Origin of the sequence: Streptomyces sp. AK010 (assembly GCF_014207295.1) — a bacterium.
In the GTDB taxonomy this organism is placed as follows: domain Bacteria; phylum Actinomycetota; class Actinomycetes; order Streptomycetales; family Streptomycetaceae; genus Streptomyces; species Streptomyces massasporeus.
In genome coordinates this window covers 1-15,525 of sequence record NZ_JACHCX010000019.1, presented here as the reverse complement: position 1 = coordinate 15,525, position 15,525 = coordinate 1, and the positions used below count along the sequence as shown (strand labels likewise).

The following is a 15,525-nucleotide window of genomic DNA, read 5'->3' as shown; positions in this document are numbered from 1 at the left end:
AGGTGCCAAGTGGAAGGTGACCGCCCGAGGTTGGCGACCGGGCTGTCTTGGGAGGCGTAATCGCCTCGGCGCTGAGAGGCAAGAGGGGCGCGTCGCGGGACGTGGTACCGCTCGCGGGCAGGCCGGAAGCTACCTGGCCAGGTGGGGTCGCCGTCGGCGGTGTAGGTGAAACCGGGATGCGTTGGTCACGGTGACGGAGCGGCCTGGGCGCGCAATCCGTTGATGAGTAGTGGGACCACACTCAGGAAGGCAGCCGGCACGAGTATTACGGCGCGCCGGGCATCAGGAGCTCCTGCATGGAGAAGGCACGGACGGAGGGCGAAGCCCGCCCTCGGCGGACCGCCATGCCGGCGAGCTTTTCTTCGGTGGCTGACCGGCTCTGACAACGTGCGCTCCTAACTCTTTGCGGGACAACACACGGTGCTGCGGCTCGACAACCGGGCTGATCACCCTCAGACGGCGAGCAGGAGAGAGGCCACCCGCACGGCGTGTGTTTCGCCGGAGTGACATCGGATCTATTAAGGGGCTTCAGTGCAAGGTCTGTCTAGAGGATCGACAGAAACCCCGTGATAACAGCTGGTGGCGCACTGAGGTCTCAGGATTAAGCCGTCGAGACGCTGGATGTGAGAGGTCCGATAGGTCGGGTGAATAGGGTGGCGGGGGTCCTTGCGAACGCACCTCCAGACGGGACAGACGCGAGCAACACCAGGACCGCCGCCACGCGCCGCCCGTCCGTGACGACGCGGTAGCCGCCGGTATCGGGCAGCAGCGGGCCCGGGCAGGGTGATGACGCATCCCCGCGGGGGTCCTGCTCCTGGGTGACGAACTCGCGGCGCGCCGGGTCCCGGGCGGCGTGCTGCAAGTCCCCTTACCAGCGTTGCGGAGATCCCCCCACGCGTCGAATACCAGCTCACCCCTCTGGGTGAGGGGCTGCGTGACGTCCTGGACGCCATGGGCGCCTGGGCTCAGGCGGTCCCCGAGCCCGACGCCATCGCCTGACCCTCCCGCTCGACGCGACGCGCTCACGCAGAGTCCGTCAGTCTCTGCTGCAAGGCGTCGTTGTCGTCGTGGTGGACGACCTCGTCGAAGCGCAGCCGCAGCCCATGCTTGGCGAGGAGGTCCGCCACGATTGCGTCGAGCCGTTCGCGGTGTTCCTTGGTGCGGGCCTGTACGTATGCCTCGCGTACCTCGTCGGGTTCGCCGGCGAGGACCTGGTCCATGCGCTCGCGGATGTACCGCTTGAGATTGATGTGTTCCATGAACACCTCGGTGATGCCGGCTTCGACGAGCTGCCCGAAGAGGTGGTCGAGGAGTTCGGGCTGGGTGGCGAAGTGGGGCAGGAGCGGGCCGACGAAGGCGAAGGTGGGGATGCCGGCCTCGCGCAGTTCCGCGAGAGTGCGCAGGCGGCGGGAGGCGAGCGGGGCACGCACCTCCAGCCAGCGACTGACCTTGTCGTCAGCAGTGGTCACGGTCATGCCGACCTCCGCCCGGGGCAGGCTGGCGAGCAGATCGATGTCGCGGATGACGACCGGCGACTTGGTCAGGATGCGGACCAGACCCGGATACTCGACCGTTCTCAGCTCGCGCAGGACGCCGCGGGTGAGCCGGTACTTCGTCTCGTGGCCCTGGTAGGGGTCGGTGACCGAGCTGAGCAGCATCGTGCCGTGGCGCTTGTGCTCAGGCATCTTGGCCAGCTCCTTGTGGGCCAGTTCGACGGCGTTCTTCTTCACGTACAGGTAGTCGCCCCACTCCTTGACCGACCGGCCGAACTGCCGTCCCGCGAAGGACGCGAAGCAGTACGCGCAGCCCAGCACGCAGCCGGTGTAGGGGTTGATGACGTAGTCGTTCGACGGGGTGTTCGACTTCTGGATCAGGGTCTTCGCCTCGATCTCGACGGGTTCCATGACGGGTTCCTCTCGGCTATCGGCCGCCCCCAATAGGGCGGCCTGGTTCCCTCTGCTGTCTGCGGGGCCAGGAGGCTGGGCGCCGGCAGACCCGCATCACACGGAACAATAATCTCTGGAAGTTGATTCCGTGGAATCTAAATGGTTTGCTGGGCGGCAGTTGATCCAGGGCCCCTGGCTGCTTGCCTGGCAGGTCGGTCTGGAGGCGTCCCGCCGGATAGCAGCCGTCCGGGTTCAATCCGTCCCAGACGGTGATCTTTATCCCCGTATGGGGCTGTAAGGAGTGAGTGTGATGACCGTTCCCGCCCTCAATTCGGTCGCCTGGTTCGAGTTCGGCACCGACCAGCCTGAGAAGGTCAAGGAGTTCTACGGCGAGCTGTTCGACTGGAGGTACGTCCTCAACACCAACACCCCGGGCGTGACCTATCACTCGGTGATGACGCCGGGCGCCCAGCAGCCGACGGGCGGCGTGTGGGAGTCGGAGGGCAAGTTCCCCAACTACGCGATCTTCCACGTCCTCGTCCAGGACGTCGCCGCGACCGTCAAGCGCGCCGGCGAACTGGGTGCCAAGGTGCTCATGGAGCCCGCCTCCGACTCCGCGGGCTTCACCTTCGCCCGGCTGCAGGACACGGCAGGAAATCACTTCGGCGTGTTCTCCGTACCCGCCCCGTGACCGGATCTGCAGGTCGCCGCACGGCACGCGCCGCGCCGTGTAGCGGGGCCAGCGGCCCGTCTCCTTCCGCCCTGCCGGAGCCACCCGCAGGGCCGCGTCTTCACTGTTCCCCGACCGGGAGGTCCCGATGTCCGGCGCCAGCGCCACCAGCGAAACGATCCCCGTCCGCGTCTACGGCGGTCCGACCACCCTGATCGAGTACGGCGGGCTCAGGTTCGTCACCGACCCGACCTTCGACCCGCCGGGTGAGTACCTCATGCCCCTCCCCGGCGACCGCAAGCTCGTCAAGACCGAGCCGTCACCTGTCACCGCCGCCGAGCTGGGCCGCGTCGACGCCGTTCTGCTCTCCCATGATGAGCACGACGACAACCTCGACAACGCCGGCCGCGCCCTTCTGCCCGAGGTGCCGGTCGTCTTCACCACGGTCAGCGGTGCCGGTCGTCTGGGCGGCAACGCGCAGGGGCTGGGCGTCTGGCAGAGCGCTGAGCTCAAGCGGCCCGACGGCGGCACCGTCACAGTCACCGGTCTGCCCGCCCGGCACGGCCCAGTCGGCTGCGAACCGATTTCCGGCGACGTCGTCGGCTTCATGCTCACCTCCGACGACCTGCCCTCGGTCTATGTCAGTGGCGACAACGCCGCCCTGGAGCACGTCAGGGAGATCGCCGAGAAGTTCGCCCCGGTGGACACCGCGGTCCTCTTCCTCGGCGGTGCCCGCATGGCCTTCGCCTTCGACAACGCCCTGCTCACCCTCGACAGCGCTCAGGGCGCCGAGGCCGCGAAGATGCTCGGCGCCCACCGGGTCGTCCCCGCCCACTTCGACAGCTGGGCCCACTTCAAGGAAGGCCGCCACGAGATCGAGGCCGCGTTCACCGATGCCGGACTGGCCGACCGTCTCGACTTCGCCCGATAGCCACCACCCCCGCACAAGGCACCCGTGGAGCAAGCACCATGACCAGCGCGAACATCGACATCGCCCGCACCTACTTCCAGGCCGTGCGGACGGGAGACATGGCCACCCTCGGCGAACTCCTCGACGAGGCGATCGTCTGGCACCAGCCCGGCGCCAACCAGTTCTCCGGCGAGCACAAGGGCCGCGACGCCGTCTTCCAGATGCTCGGCAGCATGATGGAAACCAGCCGGGGCACCTTCGCCATCGACAAGATCCACACGCTCATGGCCAACGACGACCTGGTCGCCGCCACCATCCACTTCAGCGGCCGCCACGACGGCGCGTCGATGAGCATGGACGGCGTCGACCTCCTGCGCATCGCAGGCGGCAAGATCACCGAGATGTGGCTCTTCTCCGGCGACCCGGCCGCCGAAGACGCCTTCTGGGGCTGAGCCCCGGGTGTCCGAGGCCGACTCGGCCTCGGACACACGAGCCGATCCGCACGAACGCGAAAGGCACCCACATGCGGAAGATGACCGGGCAGCAGTGGCGGGCGTTCGTCACGCATGGCACTCGCACCGGCAAGTTGTCGACCGTCCGCGCCGACGGCAGCTCTCCGAGGACCCCGAGGACATGCTGCGCTGGGGTGGTCTCCTCGGTGCCCGTTACATGGGTGACGACCGCGCCGAGGAGTACGCCGCTCGCAATGGCGGCCCCGGCAACCTCCTTGTCCGCGGCCACATCGACAAAGTCATCGCCTTTGACGGCATCGCCGACTGACCCGTGGGCTGATGGGTCGGCGCCCGGCCCCGGCCCATCAGCCCACGGGCCTTGCGGAGGCGTGGTAGCTCACGATGCCGACCGGCCAGGCTGCTTCGGCGCCCGCATACCCGGCACCGGTGTTTGCCCGGCGGCCTTCCGCTCCGCATCCAGGGCGCGTCCGGCCGCCCGCAGTGTGCTGAGGACCCCCGTCACCTCGCGCACGGACTTCCCGGGAATGACCGACCCGATACGCAGCTCTAGTTCGTCCTCGAAGACCTTCAGCGCGTCGTCCACGAGCTTCCGCCCCTTGGACGTCAGCTCGACGATCGAGGAACGGCGGTCGTTCGGATTGGCCCGCCGCTCACACAGGCCCGCCACCTCCAGTCGGTCGACCACCTTGCTCGTGCCGCCCACCGTGATCGAGAACTCCTCCGCGATGTCCTGGATCCGCGGCCCGGGCCGCCGCAGCAGCAGGTGCAGTACTTCGAAGGAGGTCAGCGGCAGGTCATACTCGGCCCGCAACCGCCCTTCGATGCCATTCCACAGCTCGATCTCCAGCGAGACCAGCTCCCGGTACAGCAGCTTCAGGTCAGCGTCAGCCATACTCATCTTCCGAAGAATTATCTTCCGTGGATGTTTAATTGTAGGTCATTGCAGTGGTCCATCGAGCGGCACCGACGTCGTTGAGTGCAGCGGATCGACTCTGAGGAGTTCTACGGCCCGCCGAAGGCATGCCCGCAACCAGAAGGGCAGGGTCAGCGCGGGCGCCGCCGGCCCGGGCAGGGCGTCCAGGCGGATGCGACACCCCACACACCTGCTACCTGCCGAGCGGGGCCTGCTTCGGCAGCGTGCGGACCGTGGCACCGCAGTCGGAGAGCTGTCGGCGCAGATAACTGTTTTTCATCGTGGCCTGGTGCAGGGCGCCGACCAGCGCCTCGACGTCGGCCTTGAGCTGGGCGAGCTCTGCGGCGTCCGCGGCCCGCAACTTCTTGAGCCGCCGGACCTGCTGGCGCAACCGCTTCTCGTTATCCGGTGTCTGCCCGCGGGCGCGGACCTTCTCATAGAAGTCGTTCTTTTCTTCCAGCCGCAGGAGATGGTGGTCGAGGTGACGCAGGGTGCGGCGCTTGCCGGGACAGGCGGCTGGCGGTCGTCGCCGAGATGGTGCCGGTGGCCCGGCGCAGGTTCGCGCGCAGCCGGGTGTCGCCGAGCGCGGCGCGCGCCGCCTCGGGAAAGGCCGGGGTGCCCAGCCATACGACGTTGTCGGCGCCGCTCACCGTACGTCCCCTTCCGTGGAGGCCAGGATCTCGGCCAGGTGCATCGTCCCGACGCCGGTACGCAGCCGGGACAGACCGCCGCCGATGTGCGTCAGGCAGGAGTTGTCGCCCGCGCACAGGTACTCGGCGCCGGTACCCAGGACATGGCGTGTCTTGTCGGTCGGCATGGCGTTGGACACGTCCGCGTTCTTGAGCGCGAAGGTGCCGCCGAAGCCACAGCAGGACTCGGCGGCGGGCAGTTCGACCAGGTCGATGCCCTTCACCACGCGCAGCAGCCTGAGCGGCCGGTCGCCGACGCGCAGCATGCGCAGCGAGTGGCAGGTCGGGTGGTAGGTGACCCTATGTGGGAAGTACGCGCCGACATCGGTGACGCCGAGGACGTCGACGAGGAGTTCCGACAGCTCGTACACCGTCGGCACCACCCGCTCGACCGCCTCGGTGAGCGCGGGGTCCCCCAACTGGGCGGCCACCACCCGATGGTCGCGCACCATGCCCGGCAAGAGCCGGAAGGGGTGACCACGGCGTCGTAACCCGCGAAGACCTCCGCGAAACGGCGCACCATGGGCAGGGTCTCGGGGCGGTAGCCGGTGTTGAAGTGCATCTGACCGCAGCAGGTCTGGCCCTGCGGGAACTCCACGGTGTGGCCGAGCCGTTCCAGTAGTTCGGCCACCGCGCGGCCGGTGCGGGGAAACATCATGTCGTTGAAACAGGTATGAAGAGAGCTACGCGCATGGTGCTTCCTGAGGAACCGGGGAGCCGGTGACGGTCAGTCCGTAGGTCCGCAGGGCGGTTCCGGCGAAGACCTCTCGGCGTTCGGCAGGATGGAGTGCTGCCGTCAACTCCTGTGCGGCGGCGACGACTTCGGCGTAGGTGGCGGCCAGCCGGCAGACGGGCCAGTCGGAGCCGAACATCAGCCGGCGCGGTCCGAAAGCATCCAGCACTGTGTCCGCGTACGGCCGGAGGTCCTCGACGCTCCACTGGCCCCAGTCGGCCTCGGTCACCATGCCGGAGAGTTTGCAGACGGTGTTGGGCAGCGAGGCCAGCAGGCGCACCGCGTCCGCCCACGGCCGCAGTTCGCCCGAGGCGATGGGGGGCTTGCCCGCGTGATCGAGTACGAAGGTGAGGCTGGGAAGCAGTCGGGCGGTCTCATGGGCGGCCGCGAGCTGGTGGGGCCTGACAACCAGGTCGTACACGAGCCCTGCCTCGGCCACTGCGGCGAGCCCACGCAGCACGTCCGGCCGCACCAGCCAGCGAGGATCGGATTCGCCCTGCACCTGGTGGCGGATGCCCACCAGGTGCTCGCCACCCGGCCCCTCCCGCAGCGCCGCGAGCGCGCGGGCGACATCCGGGGAGGTCAGGTCGGTCCAGCCCACGACGCCGGCCACCAGGTCGCTGTCCTGGGCCAAGGCCAGGAACTCGGGCGTTTCCTCCGGTACATCGATCGTCTGGACCAGGACCGTCGCGGTGACGCCGGCGGCCCGGGTCTCCGGCTCCAGGTCGGCGAGCGTGAAGTCGCGGCGCAGCGGGGCGAGTTCCTGTCCGGTGATCCAGTCCTGGTCGCGGAGGGAGAGGTCCCACACGTGGTGGTGTGCGTCGATGACGCCCTCAGCGTTGTTCGCCTCCGTGGCGGTCACCCCCACGACTCCTCCTTCGGTCGATCGGTCTCTTCGACCGGTGGGGCGGCAGGGACGGGGACGTGCGGGGGCAGCAGCCCCTCGGTGCGCAGTCCGTCCCAGACCGCGGCCGGCATCGTTCGCCGCAGCTGATCCACTGTGTCGCGGACCTCCTCGGCGGAACGAGCTCCGGACAGTACGCTCGCGACCGCCGGATGGCCGAACGGGAAGCGCAGAGCGGCCGCGCGCAGCGGTACGCCGTGGCGTTCGGTGACCGCCTTCATGCGCAGCGCCCGGTCCAGCACGTCTACTGGGGCAGGCGCGTAGTCGTACATGGCCCCGGGCTTCGGGTCGGTGAGCAGACCCGAGTTGAACACCCCGCCGACGATGACTCTCCTGCCGCGGGCGGCGGCCTCCGGCAGTACCTCCGCAAGCCCCTCCTGCTCCAGCAGGGTGTAGCGGCCGGCGAGCAGCACCACGTCGATGTCGGTCTCGCGCAGGAAGCGGGCGGGGAGCGCGCACTGGTTCACTCCCATGCCGATCGCCTTGACGACGCCTTCGCCACGCAGCCGTTCCAGCGCCGGGTATGCCTCGGCGAGGGACTGCTCGGCGTGGTGGTCCGGGTCGTGCAGCAGGGCGATGTCCACACGGTCCAGGCCGAGGCGGTCCAGGCTCCCTTCCAGGGAGCGCAGGACTCCGTCGCGGCTGAAGTCCCAGACTCGCCGGTGGGTGTCGGGCACGGCGAAGCCCTGGGCGAGATCGTCGCCGCGGCCACCCTCCGGGTTGGGTTCGAGCAGCCGCCCGACCTTGGTGGAGACGGTGTACGTGTCGCGGTCGCGGTCGCGCAGCGCGGCACCCAGGCGTCGCTCGGACAGTCCGAGTCCGTAGTGCGGGGCGGTGTCGAAGGTGCGTACGCCCGCGTCCCAGGCCGCCTCCACCGCGGCGAACGCGGCCTCGTCGGTGACCGGGCGGAAGAGGTTGCCGATGCCGGCGGCCCCGAACGACAGCTCGGTGACCCTGACTTCGGTGGTGCCCAGCGTGGTCGTTCTCATGCGCCGGCCGCCGGGCGCAGCCGGAGCCCCTGCATGCCACCGTCGACGGCGAGGGCGATGCCGGTGACGGAGGCTGCGGCGGGGCTCGCCAGGTAGACCACGGCCGCCGCCACCTCGTCCGCGGTGACCAGGCGGCTCAGGGGCTGGCGTGCGTCGAGGGCGGCGCGTTCCGCCTTCGGGTCGTCTGCGGCGTCCAGGAGCCGGGTCACCCAGGGGGTGTCGGCGGTGCCGGGGTTGACACAGTTGACGCGGATACCCTCACGGACGTGGTCGGCGGCCATCGCCAGGGTCAGCGACAGCACCGCACCCTTGCCGGCGGAGTACAGAGCGCGCTGGGGGAGGCCCGCGGTGGCCGCGATGGAGCATGTGTTGACGACCGCCGCGTGTGACGAGCGCCGTAGATACGGCAGGGCGGCGCGGGTGGTGCGCACCGTTCCGAGGACGTTGACGTCGAGGACGCGGTGCCACTCATCGTCCGGGTTGTCCTCGACGGTACCGACGGCGCCGATGCCCGCGTTGTTGACCAGGATGTCCAGGCCACCGAGCTGTCCGGCAGCGGTCTCCACAGCGACGCGTACCGAGGCGTCGTCGCTGAGGTCGGCCTTGATGGAGATCAGCGGCTCGGGGGCGCCGGAGGGGGCGAGGTCGAGGACGGCCACCGTGGCGCCGTGCCCGGCCAGCATCCGGGACGTGGCCAGCCCGATGCCGGATGCGCCGCCGGTGACGACGGCCTTGAGCCCTGACAGGCCGCTCATGCTGGTCAACTTGCTCAAGGGGGCCCGGTCGACACCGTCCGAGGCGGGGAAGGCGCCGTCGATGTCGGAGGTTACGGAGGACAGATCCAGCAGTCGGCCCTCCTCGGTGCGGACGGCGGGCCGCCCCTCGCCGGGCGCGCCGACTCGTAGAAGTCTCACTGGGCGTCTCCTTGACATGGGTGTTGTCAGGTGGCTGTCGCCGAGGGGGTCAGATGCCAGATCTCGGTCAGGTCCGACCAACTGCCCCCGGTGCCGGTATCTGCCCAGGGCTCCTGGCAGGGGCCGGTGAGCTTCCACCAGGCTTGGCTGGCCGCGTCGGCGACGATCGCGGCCATGTCGGCCTCGAAGTCGTCGCCGTGGTACTCGAAGTAGCCGAACAGCGTGTCCTCGCGCAGAAAGATGCTGTAGTTGCGGATGTTCGAGGCTCGCAGCGCGGCCTCGACGCCCGGCCAGACCGCGGAGTGCAGGCGCAGATACCGCTCACGGTGCTCGGGCCGCAGGCGGATCGTCTGGGCAACGCGTTTCATCGGGGTCCTTCCGTGAGTGTGGGCGGCGTTGCCGGACAGCCCGCCATGGGCCTGCCTGGTGACGCACTGGCGTGGCCGTCTGCACGGGGTGGGGCTTGGCACGACGCCGACGTCAGGGAACGCCGGTTGAATACGGCGGCGGCGCCGAGGGGGCGGCTGCCGCCTCACTCCTTCGTCGCGCCGGCGAGCATGCCGGACACGAGAGCGCGTTGGGAGAAGAGGAAGACGATCAGAACGGGGACGATGGTCACGAGCGTGGCCAGGGCCAGTTCGGGTCGCATGATCTGGTTGCCCGTGCCGCTGGAGGTGTTGAACAGAGGCGAGGCGGCGAGCAGGTTGTTCAGCCCCACCTGCGCCGGATATTGGGAGCTGTCGGGCAGCATCACGAACGGCAGGAAGAAGTTGTTCCAGTTGCCGACGAAGTTGAAGAAGCCGACCAGGGCGATCACGGGCTTGGCCAGCGGCATCGCGATGAGACGGAAGACCTGCCACTCCGAGCAGCCGTCGATCCGTGCGGCGGACAGCAGGTCGGAGGGGACGTTGGAGGAGAAGTAGATGTAGGTGAGGTAGACCCCGAACGGGAAGAAGGAGAAGGGCAGGATGACCGACCAGATCGTGCCGTCCAGGTGCACGGCGTTCATCCCCAGGTACAGGGGCAGCACCATCGCGGCCGTCGGCATGAGCATCACGAGCATGGTGATGGTCAGCAGCATCCGTCGCCCGATGAACTGGGTGAGAGCCAGCGCGTACCCGGCGGGGATCGACGTCACCAGGGTCACGGCCAGCGCGCCGAACGTGTAGAGCGCCGAGTTCAGCAGCCAGGTGAGGATGGCGCCGTCCTGGAACGCATAGAGGTGCTGCCAGGCGTCGGCGACCGCGCCGAGAGAGCCGAAGGAGAACGGGTTGTCCCGCACGATCTGGCCGTCGGTCTTGGTCGGGGCCAGCAGGAGCCACACCACCGGCACGCAGAAGAACAGCACGGACAGGCCCATGACGATGAGCCAGGCCAGCCGGGCGGCCAGTGAGCTTGGGCGGCGCTTCCGGCGCATGGGCTTCCTCGGGCTGGAGTGGGCGCCGGCGGTACGGGGCGGCGGGGTTCGGCGGGCTGTGGTCGTGGGAGCTGTGGTCATCCTTCGACCCTGTCGAACAGGCCGGTACGGAAGACGACGAGCGCCGCGCAGGCGAGGCCCAGGATGAGGAGGTCGACGGAGAGCGCCGCCGCGCCGTTGAAGTCGCCTGCCTGGAAGGCGTACTGGTAGGAGAGCTGGTTCGGTGACCAGCTGTCGGGGATCATGCCCCAGCTGGCGAGGGAGACCAGTTGCGGCTCGACGAAGAGCTGGGTGCCGGCCGCGAAGGCCAGGATCAGCATGTACGCGATCCACTTGGTGATCATCGGGATCTGGATGCGAAGGGCGATCTGGAGCGTGCTGGCGCCATCGATGCGAGCGGCCTCCAGGATCTCGTCCGGGATGCTGTTGAGCGCGCCGTACATCACCACGATCCAGCCGCCGGCCCCGGTCCAGAACGCGATGACGGTGAAAAGCACCGGCAGGTGTCCGGGGGCGTTGACCTGGGCGAGGGTGTTCCAGCCGAAGCTCTTCAGCAGCCAGCCGACGGGGCTGGCCGCCGGGTCGAGGAGGATCAGGAAGAGCAGTACGCTCGCCACTCCGGCGAGGGCTCCCGGCAGGTAGAACAGGAACCGCAGGCTGGTGGAGGCCCTGCGCATGCGGCCGTGCAGCATCAGGGAGAGCAGCACCACCAGGATCATCAGGCTGGCCAGCCAGACCACCAGGTACAGGCCGATGTGGAGGAAGGCCGGTCCGAAGCGGTAGTCGGTGAACGTCCGGGTGAAGTTGCCGAGTCCGACGAGCTGGTTGCGGGAGTTGGACAGCGCCAGCCACACCGCGTAACAGGTGGGCAGGACGCCGAAGGCGAACAGGAGGAGGACGTAGCCGGAGACGAAGACGTAGCCGGCTCGTCCGACCGGATTGCGGGCCGAGCGGCCGCCGCGGCGGCCGCTTTGCTCCGTTGCGAGGTGGGTGGTCATCGGTCCGCTTCGCTAGTTGACGGTGTAGCCGAGGGACTTGGCCTTGTTGGTGATGGCCGTCTGCCAGGTGTCCAGGGTGTCGGTGAGGGTCTTGCCGGAGTTCAGGGCGGGGACCACCGTGGAGGAGTAGATGGCTTCCTGGCTGTACTGGGTGGCGGACCAGCCAGGCCAGATCAGTTCCGCGGATTCCTTGAAGACGGGGCTGACGTCCTCGGCGAAGTAGCCGGTCTTCTTCTGGTTGGCGAGCCAGGTGACCGCGGCCTTCTTGTACGCGGGGTAGGTGCCCGCGGTGCCCTGGTAGGCGTCGGAGGTTGTCATCCAGGTGACCAGGTCGGCGGCCGCCTTGAGGTTCTTGCTGTGGGAGGAGACGAACCACAGTCCGCCGCCGACGTTGCCGGTGTAGTTCTTGGCGTCGCCCTCGAACTTCAGCGGGGAGGCGGCGGCGATCTGTCCCTTGGGGGTCTTGAAGGTGGAGTTGAAGAGCACCTGGCCGAACCAGGAGGGGCCGGGGAGCATCAGAACCTTGCTCGCCTGGTTCTTGATGAAGCCTGCGCTGAAGACGGTGTCCTTGGAGACCGAGCCCTTGGCGATCAAGGTGTCGAGCAGCTTGGCCATCCGGGTGCACTTGGGGTCTTGCAGGTTCACGGTGACCTGCTTGGCACCGGTCGTGGTGCTGGCGGTGCACTGGCTGGCCCAGAAGTACACCTCAGGAGTCCAGGCGTCTCCGGCGGTTCCGACCAGGTAACCGGGGTGTTCCTCGGCTACCTTCTCGCCGAGTGCCTGGTACTCCTCCCAGGTGGTCGGGACTTTGTACCCGAACTTGTCCATGAGGGACTTGTTGTACCAGAGCACGTTCTGGGCCAGGTCGTTGCGCAGGCAGTAGGTGTTGCCGTTGAAGACGCACGGGTCCAGGGCGCCGTCGGAGAAGCCGTCGAGGGTGGTCTTCGGGATGATGTCCCGGTTGACGGGGGCGGCGTAGGGCGTCTTGCCCTGGGAGGCCCAGGTGCCGTCGTTGACGTTGGCGCTGAATGCGACGTCGGGCCAGCCGCTGCCGGTCCGGTCGAACAGCTGGACCTTGGTCTGCAGATCGTTGGCGCCGTTGGCGTCCCCGCTGTACGTGACGATCTTGATCTTCACGTTCGGGTGCGCCTTCTGGTACGCCTGCACGCCAGGAACGCGGGTGGCGTCCGCCCAGACCGTGATCTCACTGCCCTGCTGCTGAGCCACGGGCTTGAAGGCCGCCGGGGAGGAAGTCGCGGGGGGTGTGGGGTCCGCGCTGCCGCAGGCGGCGAGCGCGAGCAGGGAGACGGCGCCCAGGACGGCGACGGCCGTGTGCCTGAGCCGGCGGCGGGAGGAAACCGGAACGTCGTCGTTCATGACTGACCTCAGATCTTGGGAAATGACGCACAGCGGGAGAGGTGCCGCGTTCGGGGTGTTCGAGACAGGCCATCGGGCCTGGGGGTCCGGTCATCAGGCCCGGGGCGGGGTGATGGTCTCCTTGTCGACAAATCCCTGAAGGACGGGAGGGTAGTCCAGACCCGCCGGAAGGGCGACGCCCGGACCGGTGGGGGCATGGACGAGGCCGTGGGCGTCGATGCCGCTCTCGCGGCTGATGGGATTACCCATGACCAGCGACTCGTAGTAGGTGGTGTTCGAGATGGCCATGCACAGGTGCCGGTTGGGGATCTCCGGCCCGTGCACCTCGGCGCGCAGCCGGTAGGCGTCGGCGAGGTGGGCGGTGCGCATCGCGCCGGTGAAGCCGCCGCGCAGTTGGGTGGAGGCGCGGACTCCGAAGGTGGCGGCGCCCGCCTGGATGAAATCGGCCGAGTTCATGTGCGCCCCGTCGGAGGTCTCGGCCACGAGGAGGGGAACGGCCACCGCGTCGGCGAGGCGCTTGTACGCGGTGACACTGAACTCCCTCATCGGCTCCTCGTACCAGAGGTAGCCGACGTCCGAGAGAGCGTGCCCGAGATGGATCGCGTCGGGGAGGTCGAAGCCCGCCGACCCGTCGAACATCAGTGGGACGTCATCCCCCACGTGCTCGCGCAATGCCACCGACAGGCGGGCGTCGCGGCGGGCGTCACCCCAGGCGTGGAGCTTGATGGCGGGGTAGCCGAGCTCCAGGGCCTGGTCGGCGATGTCCAGGTACTCCTCGACCGAGGAGTAGGTGACAGTGGAGGCGTAGGCGGGTATCGAGGTGCGGAAACCGCCGAGCATCTGCCAGGTGGGCCGGTCGGCGAGTCGTCCGGCCAGGTCCCACAGTGCGGTGTCGACCAACCCCAGCAGGTAGAGCGGGAGCTCCTCCGTGCGGTCCAGCTCCCACATGCGGTGCCAGAGCCATTCCCGCTGCAGGGGATCGTGCCCCACCAGCTCCTTGCGCAGTACGCGGTCCAGCAGATCCGCCAGGATGACACCGCTGCCACGCCGGGGGGACATCGCCACCCCCTCGACCCCTTCGTCCGTGCAGATGCGCAGCACCGCGGCCTCGCCCTCCGACGGGCTGCCCAGGAGTCCGTCCCGCCAGACGAAGGGCGGACTGACTCCCGGCACCCGGACCGGATGGCACTCGACTTCGGTAATGCGCACGGCTTGCACCCCTTGTGGCGGGAAGTACTGAGGCGAAATTTTCGTGTAACGTAAGTCGTCATACGAATGCTGTCAAGAAGTTCCGCGCAGTAGACTCGCCGCCATCGGCACGCATCAGCAAGGGGGCCCGCATGGCCAAGGACAGCACCGGAAGAACAGGGGAGCCTCCCGTTCTCAAGCCCTGGCCCAAGCGTCCGGCCCGACTGGCGCAGGCCGTCATGGAGAGCCTGACCGACACGATCGTGTCGGGCGCCATTCCTCCAGGATCGACCCTGCCGGTGGAACCCGAGCTCTGCGAGACGTTCGGCGTCAGCCGAATCACCATCCGCGAGGCAGTCAAGTCCCTGGAGGCCAAGGGGCTGGTCCAGGCCCGGCAGGGCTACGGCACCACCGTCACCCCACCCGAGGAATGGAACCTCCTCGACCCCGCCGTGCTCGCCGCGACCGTCCAGCATGACGACCAGCTCGTCGTCCTCGACCAGTTGGTCGACATCCGGTCGACGCTGGAAGCCCAGATGACAGCCCAGGCCGCGGAGCTGGCCACCGACGACGACCTGCGAGCCATCGAGCGGCTGCTCGCCCGGCTCGATGAGGAGACCGCCGTCCCGGCGCGCTTCATCGAGACCGATGTGGCCTTCCACGACCGGATCATGCAGGCATCCCACAACAGGCTCGGGCGTTCCATCATCCGGATCCTCCACGCCCAGGCGCGCACGACGTTCCTGTACAACGGCACACCGGACGCGACCGCATGCGAGCAGGCCAACGCGGAGCACCGCGCGGTCGCCGAGCGGCTGCTGGCCCGGGACTCCGAGGGGGCCGCGCAAGCCATGGCGGCACACATCACGACCGCTTGGAGCCGCCGCCGCGCGCCGAACGTCGGCTCGCCCGCCTCCTGAGAGCACTCCCACCGACTCGCCCCCGAGCCAGACAAGCCGGGGGCGTTCGCATGTCCGGGTCCGGCCGAGTCGGCAGCGCGCGATCTATTGACGAAATTCATATGACGTCTAATGTTACATCGCCATCACCCCTTCCCCCCCCTTGCCTCTGGGCTCTCCCCTGCCCGCCACGAGCACCACGGGCCCCTAAACCTCCCGGAAGGTGTCACATGCGAACAACCCGTATACGTCCCGCGGTTCCTGACCGTCTCAGAGCATGGCTGGCCACAGCCGCCGTCCTCACCGCCTCGACCGCCACCGTCCTCGTCCAGGCCAGCCCCGCCTTCGCGGTCGGCACGACGTTCTACGCCTCACCGAGCGGCTCCGGCACCGCCTGCTCCTCGAGCCGGCCGTGCTCCGTCACCCAGGCCAAGAGCAAAGTGCGGGCGACCAACAACTCCATGAAAGGTGACATCACCGTCGAGCTCGCCGACGGCACCTACCGGCTCTCCGCGCCGCTCACCTTCACCTCGGCGGACTCCGGCACAGGCGGCCACACGGTGAA

General features: G+C 68.5%; 16 protein-coding genes and 3 pseudogenes. 7 read left to right on the top strand and 12 right to left on the bottom strand.

Going from position 1 to position 15,525, the window contains the following annotated elements:
• Nucleotides 1-885: 885 nt before the first annotated feature.
• Nucleotides 886-999, top strand: a complete 114-nt coding sequence (locus HDC93_RS38850) for a winged helix-turn-helix transcriptional regulator (RefSeq protein ID WP_185014032.1) — start codon at nt 886-888, stop codon at nt 997-999.
• Nucleotides 1,000-1,022: 23 nt separating this feature from the next.
• Here HDC93_RS38850 and HDC93_RS29615 read toward each other — a convergent pair whose 3' ends face one another.
• Complete coding sequence (locus HDC93_RS29615; protein WP_185013912.1) at nt 1,023-1,904, bottom strand: radical SAM protein; 882 nt, start codon at nt 1,902-1,904, stop codon at nt 1,023-1,025.
• 292 nt (nt 1,905-2,196) lie between these two features.
• On the opposite strand from HDC93_RS29615, the gene HDC93_RS29610 reads away from it, so the two are divergent.
• From HDC93_RS29610 to HDC93_RS29595, 4 genes and pseudogenes are all read left to right on the top strand, one after another.
• A complete protein-coding gene (locus tag HDC93_RS29610) occupies nt 2,197-2,577 on the top strand; it encodes a VOC family protein (RefSeq protein ID WP_185013911.1) in 381 nt (126 codons plus the stop codon).
• Nucleotides 2,578-2,704: 127 nt separating this feature from the next.
• Entirely contained in the window at nt 2,705-3,487 is a 783-nt protein-coding gene (locus tag HDC93_RS29605; protein ID WP_185013910.1) for an MBL fold metallo-hydrolase, read from the top strand.
• A gap of 38 nt (nt 3,488-3,525) precedes the next feature.
• Nucleotides 3,526-3,918 carry a nuclear transport factor 2 family protein gene (locus HDC93_RS29600; protein WP_185013909.1) on the top strand — a complete coding sequence of 131 codons (393 nt, stop codon included), beginning with the start codon at nt 3,526-3,528 and terminating at the stop codon, nt 3,916-3,918.
• A 71-nt stretch (nt 3,919-3,989) separates the two neighbouring features.
• Nucleotides 3,990-4,246 (top strand): annotated as a pseudogene (locus tag HDC93_RS29595) (hypothetical protein).
• A 69-nt stretch (nt 4,247-4,315) separates the two neighbouring features.
• On the opposite strand, the gene HDC93_RS29590 reads toward HDC93_RS29595, so the two are convergent.
• The 11 genes and pseudogenes from HDC93_RS29590 to HDC93_RS29540 form a co-directional block, all read right to left on the bottom strand.
• Nucleotides 4,316-4,831, bottom strand: a complete 516-nt coding sequence (locus tag HDC93_RS29590; protein ID WP_185013908.1) for a MarR family winged helix-turn-helix transcriptional regulator — start codon at nt 4,829-4,831, stop codon at nt 4,316-4,318.
• 214 nt (nt 4,832-5,045) lie between these two features.
• The gene (locus HDC93_RS29585) at nt 5,046-5,243 is read right to left on the bottom strand and encodes a hypothetical protein (RefSeq protein WP_185013907.1); all 198 of its coding nucleotides are present in this window, start codon (nt 5,241-5,243) and stop codon (nt 5,046-5,048) included.
• A gap of 255 nt (nt 5,244-5,498) precedes the next feature.
• Nucleotides 5,499-6,234: pseudogene (locus HDC93_RS29580) on the bottom strand ((Fe-S)-binding protein).
• The gene (locus HDC93_RS29575; RefSeq protein ID WP_311774651.1) at nt 6,225-7,136 is read right to left on the bottom strand and encodes an amidohydrolase family protein; all 912 of its coding nucleotides are present in this window, start codon (nt 7,134-7,136) and stop codon (nt 6,225-6,227) included. Before HDC93_RS29575 ends, HDC93_RS29580 begins: the two are co-directional and overlap by 10 nt.
• On the bottom strand, nt 7,133-8,167 hold the full coding sequence (locus HDC93_RS29570; RefSeq protein WP_185013906.1) for an aldo/keto reductase: 1,035 nt from the start codon (nt 8,165-8,167) through the stop codon (nt 7,133-7,135). The genes HDC93_RS29575 and HDC93_RS29570 overlap by 4 nt, the downstream gene beginning before the upstream one ends.
• Nucleotides 8,164-8,922, bottom strand: coding sequence for an SDR family NAD(P)-dependent oxidoreductase (locus HDC93_RS29565; RefSeq protein ID WP_185014030.1), 759 nt, complete (start codon nt 8,920-8,922; stop codon nt 8,164-8,166). Before HDC93_RS29565 ends, HDC93_RS29570 begins: the two co-directional genes overlap by 4 nt.
• A 185-nt stretch (nt 8,923-9,107) precedes the next feature.
• Nucleotides 9,108-9,449, bottom strand: a complete 342-nt coding sequence (locus HDC93_RS29560; protein ID WP_185013905.1) for an L-rhamnose mutarotase — start codon at nt 9,447-9,449, stop codon at nt 9,108-9,110.
• Between the two features lie 164 nt (nt 9,450-9,613).
• Nucleotides 9,614-10,498, bottom strand: a complete 885-nt coding sequence (locus HDC93_RS29555) for a carbohydrate ABC transporter permease (RefSeq protein WP_185013904.1) — start codon at nt 10,496-10,498, stop codon at nt 9,614-9,616.
• Between the two features lie 77 nt (nt 10,499-10,575).
• The gene (locus HDC93_RS29550; RefSeq protein WP_185013903.1) at nt 10,576-11,496 is read right to left on the bottom strand and encodes a carbohydrate ABC transporter permease; all 921 of its coding nucleotides are present in this window, start codon (nt 11,494-11,496) and stop codon (nt 10,576-10,578) included.
• Between the two features lie 12 nt (nt 11,497-11,508).
• Nucleotides 11,509-12,873: an ABC transporter substrate-binding protein gene (locus HDC93_RS29545; protein ID WP_185013902.1), complete on the bottom strand. Its 1,365-nt coding sequence runs from the start codon at nt 12,871-12,873 to the stop codon at nt 11,509-11,511.
• Between the two features lie 93 nt (nt 12,874-12,966).
• Entirely contained in the window at nt 12,967-14,082 is a 1,116-nt protein-coding gene (locus HDC93_RS29540) for an enolase C-terminal domain-like protein (RefSeq protein WP_185013901.1), read from the bottom strand.
• 131 nt (nt 14,083-14,213) lie between these two features.
• Between HDC93_RS29540 and HDC93_RS29535 the strand changes: the two genes are divergently transcribed.
• Together HDC93_RS29535 and HDC93_RS29530 are read left to right on the top strand one after the other, a co-directional pair.
• Nucleotides 14,214-14,981 (top strand): FadR/GntR family transcriptional regulator, encoded by a 768-nt coding sequence (locus HDC93_RS29535; protein WP_185013900.1) that lies wholly within the window; start codon nt 14,214-14,216, stop codon nt 14,979-14,981.
• A gap of 209 nt (nt 14,982-15,190) precedes the next feature.
• Nucleotides 15,191-15,525, top strand: a pseudogene (locus HDC93_RS29530) (hypothetical protein); the annotation flags it as partial.